Here is a 15,877-nt window from a genome sequence, read left to right as displayed (position 1 = left end):
GCCATCCTCATTGCGAAACGCACGGCCACCTGCTTTTTACCTACAGGCCTGTCGCCAGACGCTTAGTCTTTATCGATCCGGCTCGCTACCGCACCCTGTTGATCTTTATATTTGGCATCCTGACGGCGGTTGTAAGGACGAGCAGCCGGCCCGGAAAGCGGTTCAAAACTCAGAGCGCCAATCATCATGCCGGGGCGTAACGCCAACGGCAACTTACCTGAATTATAGAACTCCAGCACAATTCTTCCTTGCCAACCTGGATCAATACGGTGTGCGGTGACGTGAACCATCAATCCCAGACGGGCTAGCGAAGAACGACCATCCAGCCAGCCAACCAAGTTATCCGGTAGCGTAACGGATTCAAACGTCACTGCCAGCGCTAACTCTCCCGGGTGCAGGAAAAACGCCTCGCCTTCAGGCAAATTGATTTCATCACTCATGACGCGATCCAGCGCAGCGCTGACTTCATCTTTCGGGCCACTCAAGTCAATGAAGGCCGCAGTGTGTCCACGGAAGACGCGAAACTGATTTCCCAAACGAACATCAACGGTCGCGCCACTGATCCTCTCAGTAGGCGGACGGGGTGTAATCACCAGTCGGCCATCATCCAGCCAGGCTTCAATGTCACGGTCACACAGTCTCATCTTATTCTCCATTCGACGCCGGTCTCTAACAGATAAACCTTCTCTACCTGTCATGCTTCACGTTGCCTGCACGTTAGTGATGCCACGTGGATTATTTAGGGTAGCGACTATTCAAAAAACTGGCTTATCTTGGCTTTCAAAATATCAATCGCAATACGGTTTTTCCCGCCGCGCGGCACAATAATGTCGGCATACTGCTTAGAGGGTTCAATAAATTGCAGGAACATCGGGCGCACGGTCTTCTGATACTGCTCCATCACGGAATCCATTGAACGCCCACGCTCATTAACGTCGCGACGCATACGGCGCAGCAGACAAATATCCAGCGGTGTATCGACAAAAATCGAGAAATTCATCTCACTGCGCAGGCGCGCATCCGTCAGCAGCAGGATACCTTCCAGAATAATGACCTTTTTCAGCTCGATATGCACGGTTTCCTGCTTGCGAGTGTGCTCGACGTAGCTGTACTGAGGGACTTCGATCGCCTGACCCGCTTTCAGCATCTGCAAATGTTTAAGTAGCAGACTATGATCCATCGAACTCGGGTGGTCATAGTTAGTTTTTACCCGCTCTTCCATCGTCAGGTGGCTTTGATCTTTATAATAACTGTCTTCCGATATCACCCCGATATGCTGATCACCAACCTGATCGCGTAATTCTCGATACAAGGTGCTGGAAATAAGACTTTTACCCGAAGCGGATGCTCCTGAGATCCCGATGATGACGCACTGGTGAGACTGATCAGTCATGGTATTAACGACCTGATTAATATAAATAAAAGAGAGGGGAATGCGCCAACGGGCGCTTTGACGCGGCAATTATAGGGAGTTACCCCCCTTCACGCCACCCTTTCCGCGTATTGCGCTCTAGGGAAATTGCATGCTGGCGTAGGATCACGCCGGGTCAGAGCCCGGCTTTTATACACGTCATACTTCAAGTTGCATGTGCGTTGGCTTCGTTACTCGGTCCACTTACGTGGACCTCGCCCCGCTGGGGCCGCTGCAAGCAGCGTTCAAATCTGCCTCTGGCAGATTTGTCAGTCACCCGAATCACTTACCTGAGTAAGCTCATCGGGATGAAATGAGAGACATCCTGTCTCTCACCGGAGGCCAGCCGTTGGCTGGTCAAATTCGTTCCCGACGAATTTGTCCTTACCTTGCCGCCTTCCTGAAACTCGAATTATTTAGGGTATATAGCAGGCTACAGCGCCCGGAAAGAAATTTCGCCGGGAATCGTGTCACCCTGCCAATAGAGCTGAGCGGCAACCTGCCCCGCTAGCTCGCGGTACAGAGAAGTAAACTCGCTATCCGGCTGGCTGACCACCGTCGGCTCACCGCGGTCAAGGTCTTCACGCAAGGAGATATGCAGTGGGAGCTGACCTAGCAGGGAACAGTGATATTTTTCCGCCAGCTTCTGCGCCCCCCCCGTGCCGAAGATAGGCTCCAGATGACCGCAGTTGCTACAGATGTGTACGCTCATATTTTCAACGATGCCCAGTACCGGCACGCTGACTTTTTCAAACATCGCGATGCCCTTCATGGCATCCATCAGCGCGATATCCTGTGGCGTCGTCACGACGACCGCCCCCGTAACAGGAATACTCTGCGCCAGTGTCAATTGAATATCACCCGTGCCCGGAGGCATATCGAGTACCAAATAGTCCAAATCCGGCCAAAGGGTATCCTGCAATAGCTGCAATAACGCTTTGCTGGCCATCGGCCCGCGCCACACCATGGCGTTATCGTCCGTCACCAGATAACCAATCGAGTTGGTTGCCAGACCGTGTGCGATAATCGGCGCCATATGTTGACCGTCCGGCGAGGTTGGCCGCTCACTGGCTGACCCCAGCATGGTCGGAATGGAAGGGCCGTAGATATCGGCATCCAGAATGCCTACATTGGCACCTTCAGCCGCCAATGCCAGCGCCATGTTGACCGCCGTGCTGGATTTGCCGACTCCGCCTTTCCCGGAACTGACGGCAATGATGTTTTTCACGCCCTTCACACCGGCCTGATCGTTAACCCGGCGCAAGGTAGCGATATCGTGCGTTAAGCGCCATTCGACTGCCTTTGCGCCTGATAAACGTAATAGCTCATCGCTAACCGTTTCTTTTAATACTGCCAAACCACTCAGCCAGACAAACGGCATCGTCAGTTCGATGTGCAACACGTTGTCCAGCAGCGCACAATGGCGCAGCGCATTCAGTGTCGTCAGGTTATTTTTCAGTGTCGGGTGCTGAAAAGTAGATAAAACCCCGGTGACCATCGCACGCAGTGCTTCAGGGCGTTGTTCGGGGACTGTCGCGTTCATTCCGGCTCCTTGAAATTCTCATATTTGACCGTTGAGACCGTGTACAGCATACCAGAGCCATCACAGTCTGACGCCCTTCGGCGTCAAAAACGTGGAAACGCTACGCAAAATAAAATCTGCCATGGGGTTTCCTGCCGTTTTTACTCACGCCAGCGGTTTACGCAGCAAGGCGCTATCGGTTAACATCGATCTCCCTCTATTCACAAAAGAAAGCAAGTTCCTCATGACTCAAGTCGCAAAGAAAATCCTGGTAACGTGCGCGCTGCCTTACGCTAATGGTTCGATCCACCTCGGTCATATGCTTGAACACGTTCAGGCCGATATTTGGGTTCGTTACCAGCGAATGCGCGGCAATCAGGTTCACTTTATCTGTGCGGACGACGCTCACGGCACGCCAATTATGCTGAAAGCACAGCAAATGGGGATTGCGCCGGAACAGATGATTGCGGCAATGAGTCAGGAGCATCAGCAGGACTTTGCCGGTTTCAACATCAGCTATGACAACTACCACTCTACGCATAGCGAAGAGAACCGTGAGCTGTCAGGGTTGATTTATGGTCGGCTGAAAGAGAACGGCTTTATTAAAAATCGCACCATTTCTCAGCTGTACGATCCAGAGAAAGGTATGTTCCTGCCGGATCGTTTCGTCAAAGGTACCTGCCCGAAATGTAAGGCTGCTGACCAATATGGCGATAACTGCGAAGTGTGTGGGGCGACCTACAGCCCAACGGAACTGATCGACCCGAAATCCGCGGTGTCTGGTGCGACGCCAGAAATGCGTGAATCCGAGCACTTCTTCTTCGATCTGCCTGCATTCAGCGAGATGCTGCAAGCCTGGACGCGCTCCGGCGCATTGCAGGAGCAAGTCGCTAACAAGATGCAGGAGTGGTTCGATTCAGGTCTGCAACAGTGGGACATTACCCGCGACGCACCGTATTTTGGCTTTGAAATCCCCGATGCGCCGGGCAAATATTTTTACGTCTGGCTGGATGCGCCAATCGGCTACATGGGATCGTTCAAGAACCTGTGCGACAAGCGTGGCGATCTGAATTTTGATGATTTCTGGAAGAAAGACTCCGACGCGGATTTGTACCATTTCATCGGTAAAGACATCGTTTATTTCCACAGCCTGTTCTGGCCGGCTATGTTGGAAGGCAGCGGTTTCCGCAAACCGACGAACCTGTTCGTACATGGTTACGTCACGGTTAACGGCGCCAAAATGTCTAAATCACGTGGCACCTTCATCAAAGCGGACACGTACCTGCAACATCTGGATGCCGATTGCCTGCGTTATTACTACGCGGCAAAACTGTCTTCTCGCATTGATGACATCGACCTCAATCTGGAAGATTTCGTTCAGCGCGTGAATGCTGACATCGTTAACAAAGTCGTGAATCTGGCATCACGTAATGCCGGTTTCATCAACAAGCGCTTTGACGGCAAGCTGGCGGACAAGCTGGCCGACGCCGAGCTGTACAAAACCTTCACCGATGCCGCAGCCAGCATTGCCGAAGCCTACAGCAGCCGTGAGTCCGGGCGAGCCATTCGTGAGATCATGGCGCTGGCGGATATCGCCAACCGCTATGTTGACGAACAAGCACCGTGGGTTGTGGCAAAAGCAGAAGGTCGGGATGAAGACCTGCAAGCCATTTGCTCAATGGGCATCAACCTGTTCCGCGTACTGATGACGTACCTGAAGCCAGTTCTGCCTGCGCTGTCCCAGCGGACAGAAGCATTTTTGAATACGGAACTGAACTGGGATGCTATCACCACCCCACTGCTGAACCATCAGGTTAGTCCATTCAAAGCACTGTTCAACCGCATCGATCTGGATAAAGTGAACGCAATGGTTGACGCGTCTAAAGAAGACATGGTCACCGCGCAAAAAGTCGTGTCCGGTCCACTGGCAGACAACCCGGTGCAGGACACTATTAACTTTGACGATTTTGCTAAAGTCGATATGCGTATCGCACTGATTAAGCAGGCCGAGCTGGTTGACGGTTCTGACAAGCTCTTACGTCTGACGCTAGATCTGGGCGGCGAAACCCGTCAGGTCTTCTCCGGCATTCGTGAAGCTTATCCCGATCCGGCTAAGCTGGAAGGCCGTTTAACCGTTATGGTCGCCAATCTGGCTCCGCGTAAAATGCGCTTCGGCATATCAGAAGGCATGGTGATGGCCGCAGGCCCAGGCGGGAAAGATATCTTCCTATTGAGCCCAGACAGCGGTGCTCAGCCGGGTATGCAGGTCAAATAACCACCACATCAAGCCGGATTTTAATCCGGCTTTTTTTTGCAACAATTCCTCCACAAATCCCCGCAAATTCCTCTTCGGCTGGCTCATCGCTCCACATTATTTGTAACCATGAAATAACAAAATCGTTATGCATTACAGTATATAACGAATAAAAAACATACCTCTTTATAGGTGTTATGGGGGTTTAAATACTTAAATTTTGATTTTGCGCAAAGCCCACAATTTATGTGTTGTTAAATTGCTCGCAACAAAAATGACACATAATTACACAGGGAAACTAATGCAACTGAATAGAAGAGGTTTCTTTAAAGTTTGCGCGGGGGGGATGGCTGGAACCACTCTCGCGGTATTGGGCTTTACACCCACGGAAGCAATGGCATCAGTGCGTCAATATAAGCTGTTACGGGCAAAAGAGACGCGTAACAACTGCACATACTGTTCAGTTGGTTGTGGTGTGCTCATGTATAGCCTGGGCGATGGCGCCAAAAATGCGAAACCTTCCGTTTTTCATATCGAAGGTGATGCGGATCACCCAGTCAGCCGCGGCTCCCTTTGCCCGAAAGGTGCGGGCCTGGTTGACTATATCCACAGCGAAAACCGCCTGCTCTATCCTGAATACCGCGCGCCTGGCTCAGACAAATGGCAGCGAATCAGCTGGGACGATGCGATTGAACGTATCGCGCGCCTGATGAAAGCTGACCGCGACGCCAACTTTCAACGCACCAACGCCAAAGGCGAAACCGTCAACCGCTGGCTGACTACCGGTATGCTGTGCTCTTCTGCTGCTAGCAACGAAACGGGTATCCTCGACCAGAAATTTGCCCGTGCACTCGGCATGGTTGCCATCGACTGTCAGGCACGTTTGTGTCACGGCCCAACCGTTGCCGCACTGGCACCGACATTCGGCCGTGGCGCAATGACTAACAACTGGGTTGATATCAAAAACGCCAACGTCATCATCGTGATGGGCGGCAACCCGGCGGAAGCACACCCGGTCGGTTTCAAATGGGCTGTTGAAGCGAAAACACACAACAATGCGAAACTGATTGTTGTCGATCCACGCTTTAACCGCTCCGCTGCCGTTGCCGATCTCTACGCGCCAATTCGAGCAGGTTCAGATGCCGCCTTCCTCTTAGGTATCGTTAACTACCTTATTACGAACGATAAAATTCATCGCGAATACGTAGTGTCTTACACCAACGCCAGCCTGATCGTGCGTGATGATTTCAGCTTTGACGAAGGCTTGTTCAGCGGCTACGACGAACAAAAGCGCCAATATGACAAATCCAGCTGGCAGTATGAGCTGGATGAAGCCGGTTTTGCCAAACGCGACACCACGCTGTCTCACCCACGCTGCGTCTGGAATCTGCTGAAAAAACACGTTTCTCGCTATACGCCAGAAATGGTGACATCCCTGTGCGGTACCTCAGCAAAAGATTATGAAGAGATTTGCCGTACGCTGGCTGAAACTTGCGTACCGAATAAAACCGCAACCTTCATGTATGCACTGGGTTGGACCCACCACACCAACGGCGCGCAAATTATCCGCTCCGCTGGCATGATCCAGCTTCTGCTGGGAAATATCGGTATGGCAGGCGGCGGCATCAACGCCCTGCGCGGCCACTCCAACATTCAGGGCTATACCGATCTGGGTCTGCTGTCGTTAAATCTGCCGGGCTATATGCCACTGCCGTCAGAAAAACAGCCGGATCTGAATACCTATCTGAGCCAAATAACCCCCACCGCCATGTTGCCCGATCAGGTTAACTATTGGAAAAACACGCCAAAATTCTTTATCAGCATGATGAAGAGTTTCTATGGCGATCATGCACAGGCGGCGAATAACTGGGGTTATGACTGGTTGCCGAAGTGGGATCGTAGCTACGATGTCATGGTACAAACCGAGTTGATGGTGGAAGGCAAAATGAACGGCTACATCGTTCAGGGCTTTAACCCCGTTGCCGCGTTCTCTAACAAGAACAAAGCGACTGAAGCACTCTCTCGACTCAAGTACATGGTCATCATCGATCCACTGGTCACGGAAACCTCCACGTTCTGGCAGAACTATGGCGAATTCAATGACGTGGATACGAAGTCCATTCAGACTGAAGTCTTCCGTCTGCCTTCTTCCTGCTTTGCCGAGGAAAATGGTTCTATCGCCAACTCTGGTCGCTGGTTGCAATGGCACTGGGCGGCGGCTGAGCCACCAGGAGAAGCCCATCACGACGGCAAAATCCTCGGTAAACTGCTGATGCGCCTGCGTGAACTGTATAAAGAAGAAGGCGGCGCATACCCCGATCCGTTGATGAACATCAACTGGAACTATAAAGACCCGGAAGATCCACATCCAGAAGAGATCGCCCGCGAGGCCAACGGCATGGCGCTGGCTGATATCTACGACGACAGCGGCAAACTGATCCTGAAAAAAGGCCAGCAGCTCGCCGATTTCTCACAGTTGCGTGATGACGGCACCACGTCCAGCTTCTGCTGGATCTATGCCGGTAGCTGGACAGAAGCCGGTAACCAGATGGATAAACGCGACAACGCCGATGCCGGTCTGGGCTGCACGCCAAACTGGTCATGGTGCTGGCCGCAAAACCGCCGCATTCTCTACAACCGCGCCTCTGCCGACCTACAAGGGAAACCGTGGGACAGCAAGCGTAAATTGCTGGAATGGACCGGCCAGAAATGGCAAGGCATTGATGTGCCTGACTTCGCCGCAACGGTACCACCGGGCAAAGACACGGGGCCGTTCATCATGCTGCCGGAAGGTCTGGCACGTCTGTTCTCCGTAGACAAACTGGTAGACGGGCCGTTCCCTGAACACTACGAGCCGATCGAATCACCTATTGGCACCAACCCGTTGCACCCAGCGGTGATTTCCAGCCCGGTCGCGCGTTTATTTGCGCGTGATGCGAAAACCATGGGCACCGCGAAGGACTTCCCTTACGTGGCGACCACCTACTCGATTACCGAATTATTCCGTCACTGGACAAAACACGCGCGTCTGAACGCGATTGTGCAGCCGGAACAGTTTGTTGAGATCGGTGAAAATCTGGCGAAGAGCAAAGGCATTAAAGCGGGCGATGAAGTCAAAGTCTCCTGCCAGCGTGGCTATATCAAAGCCAAAGCGGTGGTTACGAAGCGTATCAAAACGCTGCAAATTGCCGGGCGCAGCGTGGAAACCGTTGGTATTCCCTGCCACTGGGGCTTTGAGGGAACCACGCGTAAAGGGTTCCTGGCTAACACACTCACCCCGAGCGTCGGCGACGCTAATTCACAAACGCCTGAGTACAAAGCGTTTTTGGTTAATGTAGAGAAGGCGTAAGGGTAGCGAACTATGTCAATGCAATCACAAGATATTATTAAACGTTCGGCCACCAACGGCTTTACACCGCCTCCGCATGTGCGTAATGACAAAAGCGAAGTGGCAAAACTGATCGATGTCACCACCTGCATCGGCTGTAAAGGCTGTCAGGTGGCCTGTTCAGAGTGGAACGATATTCGTGACGAAGTCGGCCATAACTTCGGGGTTTATGATAACCCAGCAGATCTGAGCGCTAAATCCTGGACGTTGATGCGCTTTTCCGAAGTGGAAGAAAACGATCGTCTGGAATGGCTGATCCGTAAAGATGGCTGCATGCACTGTAGCGATCCGGGCTGTCTGAAAGCCTGTCCTTCCGCTGGTGCGGTTATTCAGTACGCCAACGGTATCGTCGATTTTCAGTCCGAACACTGTATCGGCTGCGGCTATTGCATCGCCGGCTGCCCGTTCAATATTCCGCGTCTGAATAAAGAAGATAACCGCGTCTATAAATGTACGCTATGCGTCGACAGAGTCAGCGTTGGGCAAGAGCCAGCCTGCGTGAAAACCTGTCCGACCGGTGCCATTCGTTTCGGTACGAAAGAAGAGATGAAGCATCTGGCAGAAGAGCGCATCGCCGATCTGAAAAGCCGTGGTTATAAGAATGCAGGCCTCTATGACCCGCAGGGCGTAGGGGGGACACATGTGATGTATGTTCTGCACCACGCAGACAGACCATCGCTCTATAACAATCTGCCGGATGACCCGCAGATTTCCACACCGGTCAACCTGTGGAAAGGCATTCTGAAACCGCTATCTGCGTTAGGGTTTGTCGCCACGTTCGCTGGGTTAATGTTCCACTACATCGGTGTGGGTCCGAATACAGAAGAAATGGAGCATGAGCACGAGGGAGAAGACAAAGAAGGGGGAGACAAACATGAGTAAATCAAAAATGATTTTGCGCACCAAGTTTATCGATCGCATCTGTCACTGGATTGTGGTGATTAGCTTTTTCCTGGTCGCGCTCTCAGGTATTGCTTTGTTTTTCCCCACCCTGCAATGGCTGACGCAGACGTTTGGTACGCCGCAAATGGGGCGTATTCTGCACCCGTTTTTTGGCGTGCTGATCGTCATTTGCCTGATCCCAATGTTCTTCCGGTTTGTTAGCCATAACATCCCGAAAAAGCGCGATCTGCCGTGGTTCCTCAATATCATTGAGGTATTAAAAGGCAATGAGCATGAAGTCGCTGAAGTGGGGAAATACAACCCAGGTCAGAAAATGATGTTCTGGAGCATCATGGGGCTGACACTGGTCCTGCTGATCACCGGGGTTATCATGTGGCGTCCTTATTTTGCCCACCTGTTTCCGATTGATATCGTGCGCTACGCGATTCTGATTCATGCGGTTGCGGCTATCGTCCTCATCCATGCCATCCTGATCCATATGTACATGGCGTTCTGGGTCAAAGGCTCGATCAAGGGCATGATTGAAGGCAAAGTCTCCAAACGCTGGGCGCGTAAACACCACCCACGCTGGGCGCGTGAAGTGGAAGAGAAAGAAGCGAAGAAATAATTCACTCTTTCTTAATCCTGCCACTCACCTGAAATGCCGTGCCTCGCGGGCATTTCAGGCTGTTGACAAACCTATTTATCGAACGAGAACGGGAGTAACGGAATAGAAGAGTAAAGCGTTTGCGCCAGGGATGGCGCAATCCGAGCGTACAGGGATGTATTCACAGCGTCTTTACGATCTATCCGTTACTACCGCCATACGGACTTTGTCAGCAACCTCGAATGCCCGCCTCGCGGGCATTTTTCTTTTTATCCGCAGTCAGCACGAATCGTTATAACTTAAATCCAAAAGTCATAACTCTCCCCTCTTTCTCGCCTGTCGCTCAACGGCTATGATGCAGTATCATTTTTAAATAGACATCCAGACATAAAGACAGCTATAAAGTAATAACGCAGAGAACATAACAATACTGCAATCGACACAACATCAATTTATAAAACGCCATGGAGCTGATAATGAAGAAATTTACGCCCGCCCTGCTTGCACTGAGCCTACTGACTGCATTACCGGCACTGGCTAATCAAAATGCCACTATTGCTCCCGTTCCGGCCGCTATCGCCAATCATGACGGCCCGGTTCGTATCGCGGTTATCCGCAACCTGGGTTCAGACGACAACACCACGCAATTTGTTTCTGGCGTGCTCGAAGAAGGCAAAAAGCTGGGCTTTAAGGTCAGCACTTTTCTGAGCAACGGCGATGATGCCCGTTTTCAGGATTTCGTGAATCAGGCTATTAGCCAAAAATATGATGGCATCATCCTGTCGCAGGGTCGTGACCCCTACTCTACCGATTTGATTAAACGCATCGTCGACAGCGGCATTGCTGTTTCCGTATTTGATACCGCCGTGAACGGCGAGATTCCGGGCGTGACCGTCACCCAGCAGGATGACGCCTCACTGACTAACGAATCCTTCGGCCAACTGGTGAAGGATTTCAACGGTAAAGCCAACATCATCAAACTGTGGGTCGCAGGCTTCCCGCCGATGGAACGCCGCCAGCTTGCTTATCAACAGATCCTGAAAGCTAACCCCGGCATCAAGGAACTCGAATCGATTGGTGCCGTGTCCTCTGATGTACAAGGCGATACTGCCAACAAAGTCGGCGCAGTACTGGCGAAATACCCGAAAGGCAAAATCGATGCAATTTGGGGATCGTGGGATGCCTTCAGCCAGGGCGCTTATAAGGCGTTGAAAGAAAACGGCCGCACCGAAATCAAACTGTACAGCATCGACATCTCTAACCAGGATCTACAGCTGATGCGTGAAGCAAACAGCCCGTGGAAAGTCAGCGTAGCTGTCGATCCTAAACTGATCGGTAAAGTTAACCTGCGTCTGGTTGCCAACAAGATTGCCGGTGAAGCGACACCTGCGACCTATGAGTTCCGTGCCGCCGCGATTCCGCAAGCGCTGTTAGCCAGCCAGCCAGGTGCGGTCAACGTCGCCGGATTGGCGAAAATCATCCCAGGCTGGGGCCACACGGATGATTTTATCGCACCGTGGTTTGCTACACTGGAAGCCAAACAGGCGAAATAACACGGAGATAACTCATGGCATCGACTCCTCTGCCCACTCCCGATTACAGCCGCAACATGCGGCTGGTTGGGCACAGCGATCAAGGTGGCAGACCCGATGGCGTACAGGTGATGGTTCATCGCGGCTACGCTTATATCGGGCATATGGTTTCACAAGGTGTGTCGATTGTGGATGTGCGCGATGCCAAGAATCCCAAGCCGGCGGGGTTTATTGCAGCCCCGCCCGGCACCTGGAATATCCACCTGCAAACGCACGATGACCTGCTGCTTGTCGTCAACGCGCGCGATCTGTTTGCCGACGCCAGCTTCGCCGAGGAAAAGGTCTATTACACCCGCTCCGTCGCCGACACGGTCAGTACCAAACAGCAGGACAAAAACTGGAGCGCGGGATTACGGATTTTCGATATCTCGACGCCGGATAAACCGCGCGAGATCAGCTTCCTGCCGCTGGACGGTATCGGCATTCACCGCATCTGGTATGTCGGTGGGCGCTGGGCCTATGTCTCCGCACTGCTCGATGGCTACAGCGACTACATTTTTCTGACTATCGATTTGGCCGATCCGCAGCGCCCAGAGGTTGCTGGCCGCTACTGGCTACCCGGCATGCATACCGCTGGCGGAGAAACCGCAAGCTGGCCAGACGGTAAGCGTTATGCACTGCACCACGCCATTATCAGCGGCGACACCGCCTATGGTAGCTGGCGCGATGGCGGCTTGACGCTGCTGGACGTGAGCGATCGCACCAATCCACAGCTCATCAGCCACCGGAACTGGAGTCCACCGTTTGGCGGTGGCACACACACGGCGCTGCCGCTGCCGGATCGCGATTTGCTAATCGTGTTGGATGAAGCCGTATTGGATAATCAGGAAGATGGCGAGAAGTTGATTTGGGTGTTCGATATTCGTGAACCGAGTAACCCGGTAAGTATTGCCACCTTTCCTCAGCCGAAAGAAGCGGATTATGTGAAGAAAGGCGCACACTTTGGCCCCCATAACCTGCATGAAAATCGGCCCGGCAGCTTCATCAGTTCGTCACTGATTTTCGCCACGTACCAAAACGCAGGGGTGCGGGCTTACGACATCAGTAATCCGTATCAGCCGAAGGAAACAGGTGCACTGGTACCTGCTGCGCCAGACAGAATGGTCGACAAACGCCCCGGCAGACCACAAATTATTCAGTCTTGCGATGTGTTTGTTGATGCCAACGGAATCATCTACAGCACGGACTACAACGCGGGTTTGTCGATTATCGAATATCGGGGTTAATCGAAAAAAAAAGCCCTGCGGATCAATGCAGGGCGTAATGTTGTGCTTGGCTTGTTTAGTCCAGCGCCAGTACCGACACCCACATTGGCCCCTGACCGACGTCGTAACGCGCCAGCGGTTGAAGAGCGCCCGTGTTCTGGTCAATGTGATACACCTCAATGTGCTGAGATTTCTGCCCTGCTGAAATCAGGAACTCACCGGTGTTGTCGATATTGAAACCGCGCGGCTGCGTTTCAGTCGACTGATGTCCGGTCAGCGTTAACGTGCTGCCGTCTTCAGACACCTGGAAAACACTCAGCAAGCTGGCAGTACGGTCGCTGATATACAGGAAACGACCATTCGGCGTAATGTGAATATCTGCCGCCCAGCGCGTATCGCTGAAACCAGCAGGCATGGCATCCAGCGTTTGCACTTTCTGCAAGTCGCCGCTGGCTGCATCCAACTGATACACATCCACTGAACTGTCCAGTTCATTCACGCAATAGGCAAAACGATGATTCGGGTGGAAAGCCATATGGCGTGGACCGGCACCCGCTACCGTCGTCATTTCAGCCTGACGATGCTCGCTCAATTCGCCCGCCGCCCCCAGATCGTACAAACGGATGCGGTCTTCTTTCAGGCAAGGTGCCCATACAACGCTGTTGGTTGGATCGACATTGGTAGAATGGCATCCTTCCAATCCATCCAACTGATGAATCGGCTCGCCAACGATGCCGTCAGCACCGATTGGGCTAACACTCACGCAAGCGCCGCTGTAAGATGCGCTGAACAGGAAACGTCCGTCATTATCAGTCGACAGATGCGTCGGGCTGCCTGGTAAAGATGCCACACCCGCTTGCGTCAATTTACCCTGTTCATCAATACGATAGCTCAGAACCCGGAAATCAGGACGAACGCCAACATATAGGTGACGCTTGTTCGGTGCGATCACCATCGGCTGAACCTGTCCTGGAACCTCAACGGTTTGCAATAATGTCAGATTTCCCTGAGCACCGAGTTGCCAAACATGAATCTGCTGGCTTTCCGGGCTGGCGACATAAACCACTTGCTGCATCGTATTCTCCTTGTTTCACGCGAATGTAGCGGCTCAGGAAGGCTCAAAAAGAGGTTCATCAGAAGGATAACGAACTTGCTCAACCTGACGCACGGTATACCATAAATGACTAATCACTTTATTCTACAGAGACATCGCAAGGCTACTATTGATTTAAGCAATGGCTGATTTAAGTAATGATTGATACGGTAGTGTCCGCACGTCGCTATTCTTGCATCGCTCATGTTTTACGGACTTTAGGTTATGACCACGTTTGATTCGCTGTTTTCCCTGCTGTCGCGTTCCCCTTTCCGCCAGCGTTTTAAGTTGGGCGCCAAAGAACGAGACTATTGCTACAACAAGGGTAAGGAAACGATCGCCTCCCATGCCGCCGATTTTATCGCGCACAGGCTGGCACCGGCCGATCCAGTCAATGATGGTAAACAGACCCCGATGCGCGGTCATCCCGTGTTTATTGCACAACATGCCACCGCAACCTGCTGTCGGGGATGTCTGGAAAAATGGCACCATATTGCTCAGCATCGTCAACTAAGTGATGAGGAACAGCGTTATGTCGTCGACGTGATTTTATACTGGCTGGAAAATACGTTGATTAGCAGGCGCTAAGGTACAGCGATAATGCATGGAGAGATATTACGACAGTAAATCGTCAGAGGATAATTTAAGAAGAGAGAAAGAATGACGTAAGAAAGGTCGAGATTGAAAGTGGCGGAGGAGTAGAGATTCGAACTCTAGAACACTTTCGCGTCGCCGGTTTTCAAGACCGGTGCCTTCAACCACTCGGCCACTCCTCCGCAATGACGCGCACTATAAACAGTACGCCGCACATTGTAAAGCAACGTTGTGGTCAACTGCTTAAAAAATAGATGATAAGCCGTTGAAAGCATAGAAAATCGACAATCGCGTTGTAAAATCGTCCGTTTAGCCTTATTTACCACGGCCTCACTGACGCCTTCGTCATCAAATGAACCTCAGACACTTTTATCTCGCTGTTGTCTGTCTATTTTTCGCCGCGTCCTTTATCGTAGGCGTAATTTGATACCCACATTTTTATTTGCGAGACAACGATGACCTACCGAGTAATTGCACTTGATCTTGATGGTACACTATTGAATCAACAGAAAAAAATCCTTCCCGAATCACTGACTGCACTCGCGCTGGCCCGTCAGCAAGGCATAAAAGTGATGATCGTCACCGGACGCCACCACTCGGCAATCCACCCTTTTTATCAGGGTTTGCAGTTGGATACGCCCGCCATCTGCTGTAACGGCACCTATGTCTATGATTACCAGTTGGGTCAAGCGTCGCACACCAATCCGCTCTCTGTTGAACAGGCCAAAAATGTCATTACGCTGCTAGAGGAATGTGATATTCATGGGCTGATGTATGCCGATGACGACATGTATTACCAGTATCCTACCGGGCACGTAGTCCGCACGCTGGCATGGGCTGCTAACCTGCCGGAACAGCAGCGTCCTCGTTTCGCTCAGGTGGAAAATCTGGCGCGTCAGACTGAAGCGTCCCACGCTATCTGGAAATTCGCAACCACGCACGCCGATGTTCCCACGCTGAACCATTTCGCCGCAGAAGTGGAAAAGCAGCTCGGATTGGCCTGCGAGTGGTCATGGCAGGATCAGGTTGATATCGCCCAAACTGGCAACAGCAAAGGCAAACTGCTCCAGCAATGGCTTGGCGAACAGGGCATCAGCATGAAAGACGTCGTAGCATTCGGCGATAACTTCAACGATATCAGCATGCTGGAAGGCGTAGGATTAGGCGTCGCGATGGGCAACAGTGCCGATGAGATCAAAGCACGAGCCGATTTGGTGATTGGCAGCAATGAAGAACCCAGCATTGCCGACGTTATCCGCACCCGCATTCTGGCATAACCAACAGTCACGCAATCAGGCAAGCGAGAGCTATCGCTTTTCCTGATTGCGT

Annotated in this window: 12 protein-coding genes and 1 tRNA gene; 8 read left to right on the top strand and 5 right to left on the bottom strand. The window is 52.1% G+C overall.

Translation table 11 applies throughout. The features are described 5' to 3' along the window. Positions 1 to 62: 62 nt before the first annotated feature. From dcd to apbC, 3 genes are all read right to left on the bottom strand, one after another. Entirely contained in the window at positions 63 to 644 is a 582-nt protein-coding gene (gene dcd, locus KKH3_RS05495) for a dCTP deaminase (RefSeq protein WP_005974037.1), read from the bottom strand. A gap of 107 nt (positions 645 to 751) precedes the next feature. Next, positions 752 to 1,393, bottom strand: a complete 642-nt coding sequence (gene udk / locus KKH3_RS05490) for a uridine kinase (protein ID WP_010281304.1) — start codon at positions 1,391 to 1,393, stop codon at positions 752 to 754. Positions 1,394 to 1,844: 451 nt separating this feature from the next. Next, positions 1,845 to 2,954 (bottom strand): iron-sulfur cluster carrier protein ApbC, encoded by a 1,110-nt coding sequence (gene apbC, locus KKH3_RS05485; RefSeq protein ID WP_039356675.1) that lies wholly within the window; start codon positions 2,952 to 2,954, stop codon positions 1,845 to 1,847. Between the two features lie 223 nt (positions 2,955 to 3,177). On the opposite strand from apbC, the gene metG reads away from it, so the two are divergent. The 6 genes from metG to KKH3_RS05455 all read left to right on the top strand — a co-directional run bounded on the left by metG (position 3,178) and on the right by KKH3_RS05455 (position 12,882). Further along, positions 3,178 to 5,208, top strand: coding sequence for a methionine--tRNA ligase (gene metG / locus KKH3_RS05480; protein ID WP_039362156.1), 2,031 nt, complete (start codon positions 3,178 to 3,180; stop codon positions 5,206 to 5,208). A gap of 280 nt (positions 5,209 to 5,488) precedes the next feature. Further along, on the top strand, positions 5,489 to 8,536 hold the full coding sequence (gene fdnG / locus KKH3_RS05475) for a formate dehydrogenase-N subunit alpha (RefSeq protein ID WP_072034505.1): 3,048 nt from the start codon (positions 5,489 to 5,491) through the stop codon (positions 8,534 to 8,536). A gap of 12 nt (positions 8,537 to 8,548) precedes the next feature. After that, entirely contained in the window at positions 8,549 to 9,457 is a 909-nt protein-coding gene (gene fdxH / locus KKH3_RS05470) for a formate dehydrogenase subunit beta (RefSeq protein ID WP_039356672.1), read from the top strand. Further along, positions 9,450 to 10,085: a formate dehydrogenase-N subunit gamma gene (gene fdnI / locus KKH3_RS05465; protein ID WP_039356670.1), complete on the top strand. Its 636-nt coding sequence runs from the start codon at positions 9,450 to 9,452 to the stop codon at positions 10,083 to 10,085. The genes fdxH and fdnI overlap by 8 nt, the downstream gene beginning before the upstream one ends. A gap of 455 nt (positions 10,086 to 10,540) precedes the next feature. Then, positions 10,541 to 11,617 (top strand): sugar ABC transporter substrate-binding protein, encoded by a 1,077-nt coding sequence (locus KKH3_RS05460; RefSeq protein WP_010309950.1) that lies wholly within the window; start codon positions 10,541 to 10,543, stop codon positions 11,615 to 11,617. Positions 11,618 to 11,631: 14 nt separating this feature from the next. Beyond that, on the top strand, positions 11,632 to 12,882 hold the full coding sequence (locus KKH3_RS05455) for an LVIVD repeat-containing protein (RefSeq protein ID WP_039356668.1): 1,251 nt from the start codon (positions 11,632 to 11,634) through the stop codon (positions 12,880 to 12,882). Positions 12,883 to 12,937: 55 nt separating this feature from the next. Here the strand turns inward: KKH3_RS05455 and pgl are convergent, their stop codons facing one another. Beyond that, positions 12,938 to 13,936, bottom strand: a complete 999-nt coding sequence (pgl, locus tag KKH3_RS05450; protein WP_039356666.1) for a 6-phosphogluconolactonase — start codon at positions 13,934 to 13,936, stop codon at positions 12,938 to 12,940. A gap of 243 nt (positions 13,937 to 14,179) precedes the next feature. Between pgl and KKH3_RS05445 the strand changes: the two genes are divergently transcribed. Further along, positions 14,180 to 14,542, top strand: a complete 363-nt coding sequence (locus KKH3_RS05445; RefSeq protein WP_039356664.1) for a DUF4186 domain-containing protein — start codon at positions 14,180 to 14,182, stop codon at positions 14,540 to 14,542. A gap of 100 nt (positions 14,543 to 14,642) precedes the next feature. On the opposite strand, the gene KKH3_RS05440 is transcribed toward KKH3_RS05445, so the two are convergent. Further along, positions 14,643 to 14,730, bottom strand: a tRNA-Ser gene (locus KKH3_RS05440). A 273-nt stretch (positions 14,731 to 15,003) separates the two neighbouring features. Between KKH3_RS05440 and KKH3_RS05435 the strand changes: the two genes are divergently transcribed. Further along, positions 15,004 to 15,825, top strand: coding sequence for a pyridoxal phosphatase (locus tag KKH3_RS05435; RefSeq protein WP_039356662.1), 822 nt, complete (start codon positions 15,004 to 15,006; stop codon positions 15,823 to 15,825). The last annotated feature ends 52 nt before the right edge of the window (positions 15,826 to 15,877 follow it).

Source organism: Pectobacterium actinidiae (assembly GCF_000803315.1).
In the GTDB taxonomy this organism is placed as follows: domain Bacteria; phylum Pseudomonadota; class Gammaproteobacteria; order Enterobacterales; family Enterobacteriaceae; genus Pectobacterium; species Pectobacterium actinidiae.
The sequence above is the reverse complement of the archived record's forward strand: the minus strand, read 5'-3'. Positions and strand labels throughout refer to the sequence as shown.

Bases quoted from the DNA above. Each gene is read 5' to 3' on its own strand.
- dcd (WP_005974037.1), bottom strand. From the start codon at position 644: ATGAGACTGTGTGACCGTGACATTGAAGCCTGGCTGGATGATGGCCGA.
- udk (WP_010281304.1), bottom strand. From the start codon at position 1,393: ATGACTGATCAGTCTCACCAGTGCGTCATCATCGGGATCTCAGGAGCA.
- apbC (WP_039356675.1), bottom strand. From the start codon at position 2,954: ATGAACGCGACAGTCCCCGAACAACGCCCTGAAGCACTGCGTGCGATG.
- metG (WP_039362156.1), top strand. From the start codon at position 3,178: ATGACTCAAGTCGCAAAGAAAATCCTGGTAACGTGCGCGCTGCCTTAC.
- fdnG (WP_072034505.1), top strand. From the start codon at position 5,489: ATGCAACTGAATAGAAGAGGTTTCTTTAAAGTTTGCGCGGGGGGGATG.
- fdxH (WP_039356672.1), top strand. From the start codon at position 8,549: ATGTCAATGCAATCACAAGATATTATTAAACGTTCGGCCACCAACGGC.
- fdnI (WP_039356670.1), top strand. From the start codon at position 9,450: ATGAGTAAATCAAAAATGATTTTGCGCACCAAGTTTATCGATCGCATC.
- KKH3_RS05460 (WP_010309950.1), top strand. From the start codon at position 10,541: ATGAAGAAATTTACGCCCGCCCTGCTTGCACTGAGCCTACTGACTGCA.
- KKH3_RS05455 (WP_039356668.1), top strand. From the start codon at position 11,632: ATGGCATCGACTCCTCTGCCCACTCCCGATTACAGCCGCAACATGCGG.
- pgl (WP_039356666.1), bottom strand. From the start codon at position 13,936: ATGCAGCAAGTGGTTTATGTCGCCAGCCCGGAAAGCCAGCAGATTCAT.
- KKH3_RS05445 (WP_039356664.1), top strand. From the start codon at position 14,180: ATGACCACGTTTGATTCGCTGTTTTCCCTGCTGTCGCGTTCCCCTTTC.
- KKH3_RS05435 (WP_039356662.1), top strand. From the start codon at position 15,004: ATGACCTACCGAGTAATTGCACTTGATCTTGATGGTACACTATTGAAT.